The 1,124-nt window shown below is 58.9% G+C and carries 1 pseudogene; it reads left to right on the plus strand.

From position 1 onward, the window contains the following. Window positions 1–199: 199 nt before the first annotated feature. Window positions 200–1,124, plus strand: a pseudogene (locus AC1DT3_RS22135) (hypothetical protein); the annotation flags it as partial.

A 1,124-nucleotide genomic window follows, 5' to 3' on the forward strand; every position in this document is an offset into this window, starting at 1 on the left:
ATCCTGGAGCTTCCATTGGTGGTCCGCGTAATGCCGATCGCGCCGGGAATTCGGGCGCTCGTGCATCTGGGCGACGGACTCCTCGCAGGGTTCGGCGCTGGCTGGGGCGGTTTTTGTGAAGACGCCAATTGGCTCTGCCCCATTGATCCTCACGCCTACGATTGCGCCTGAGCGCTTCGTCTTTAACTCAAGGTGATCCATGAAAAATAAGATAAGCGGCCCGTGGGCGCAGAGCGTACCCGCAAGTCGTCGCGAGCCGCTGAGCGCGGAAGTGTTGAGCGGATTTGCCTGTGGTCCGCTTGATCTCCAGCTCTTCAACGAGCTGTTCTATCGGCTCTCACAGGTGGAGGCCGAGGCGGTCAATTTGATCGCGAAGAGCGGTTGGACGCCGGATGAAAACGACCTGACGCAACTCGCCAAGGCGATCAGGTCTCAGCATCTAAACTATGTCGCGACGCCGGGAGGCACAGCCAATGCAGTCACGGCGACGTTGGATCCCGCGCCAGCCACGCTGACGGAATTGGTAGGCACGCCGCTGCAACTGAAGATGCCACTTTCGAACACGGCGACAGCGGTCACCCTGAACGTCAACGGACTGGGCGCTAAAACGATCGTCCTACCGGGCGGCTTTGGTCCGCCAATTCGGGCTTGGGATCCCAATGATCTTGTCGAGGTCGTTTACAACGGCACGTACTGGGTCGTTTCGGGCAACTTGCGCGGTGCGAGTTATACGCGCCTCTCAGCCCCCCTCACCATCTATGTGAATGGCACGACCGGGAACAACAGCAACGACGGTCTAACCCCCGGCACGGCGTTCCAGTCGATCCAATACGCCTCTGATTACGTCCAACGTCGTTTCGATCTGGCCGGATTCCAGGTTACGATTTCGATTGCAAGTGCGACGTATACCGTGGGTGCTACGGTCAACGGCGCTTATGTCGGTGCAACGGGGCCTGATTCCGTCAACTTCGCGTTTGCCGGCGGTGCGTTGAACGTCACAAACGGCACGTGCTTTGCATCAAACTACGGCGCGCAGTTCAGAATCACCGGGCCTGTCACCCTGACGGCGACGGGAACCGGTGCAAACCAAGGTTGTGCAATCAACTGCAACACGGGTTACATTC

It is taken from the genome of Microvirga sp. P4_G7 (assembly GCF_056401005.1).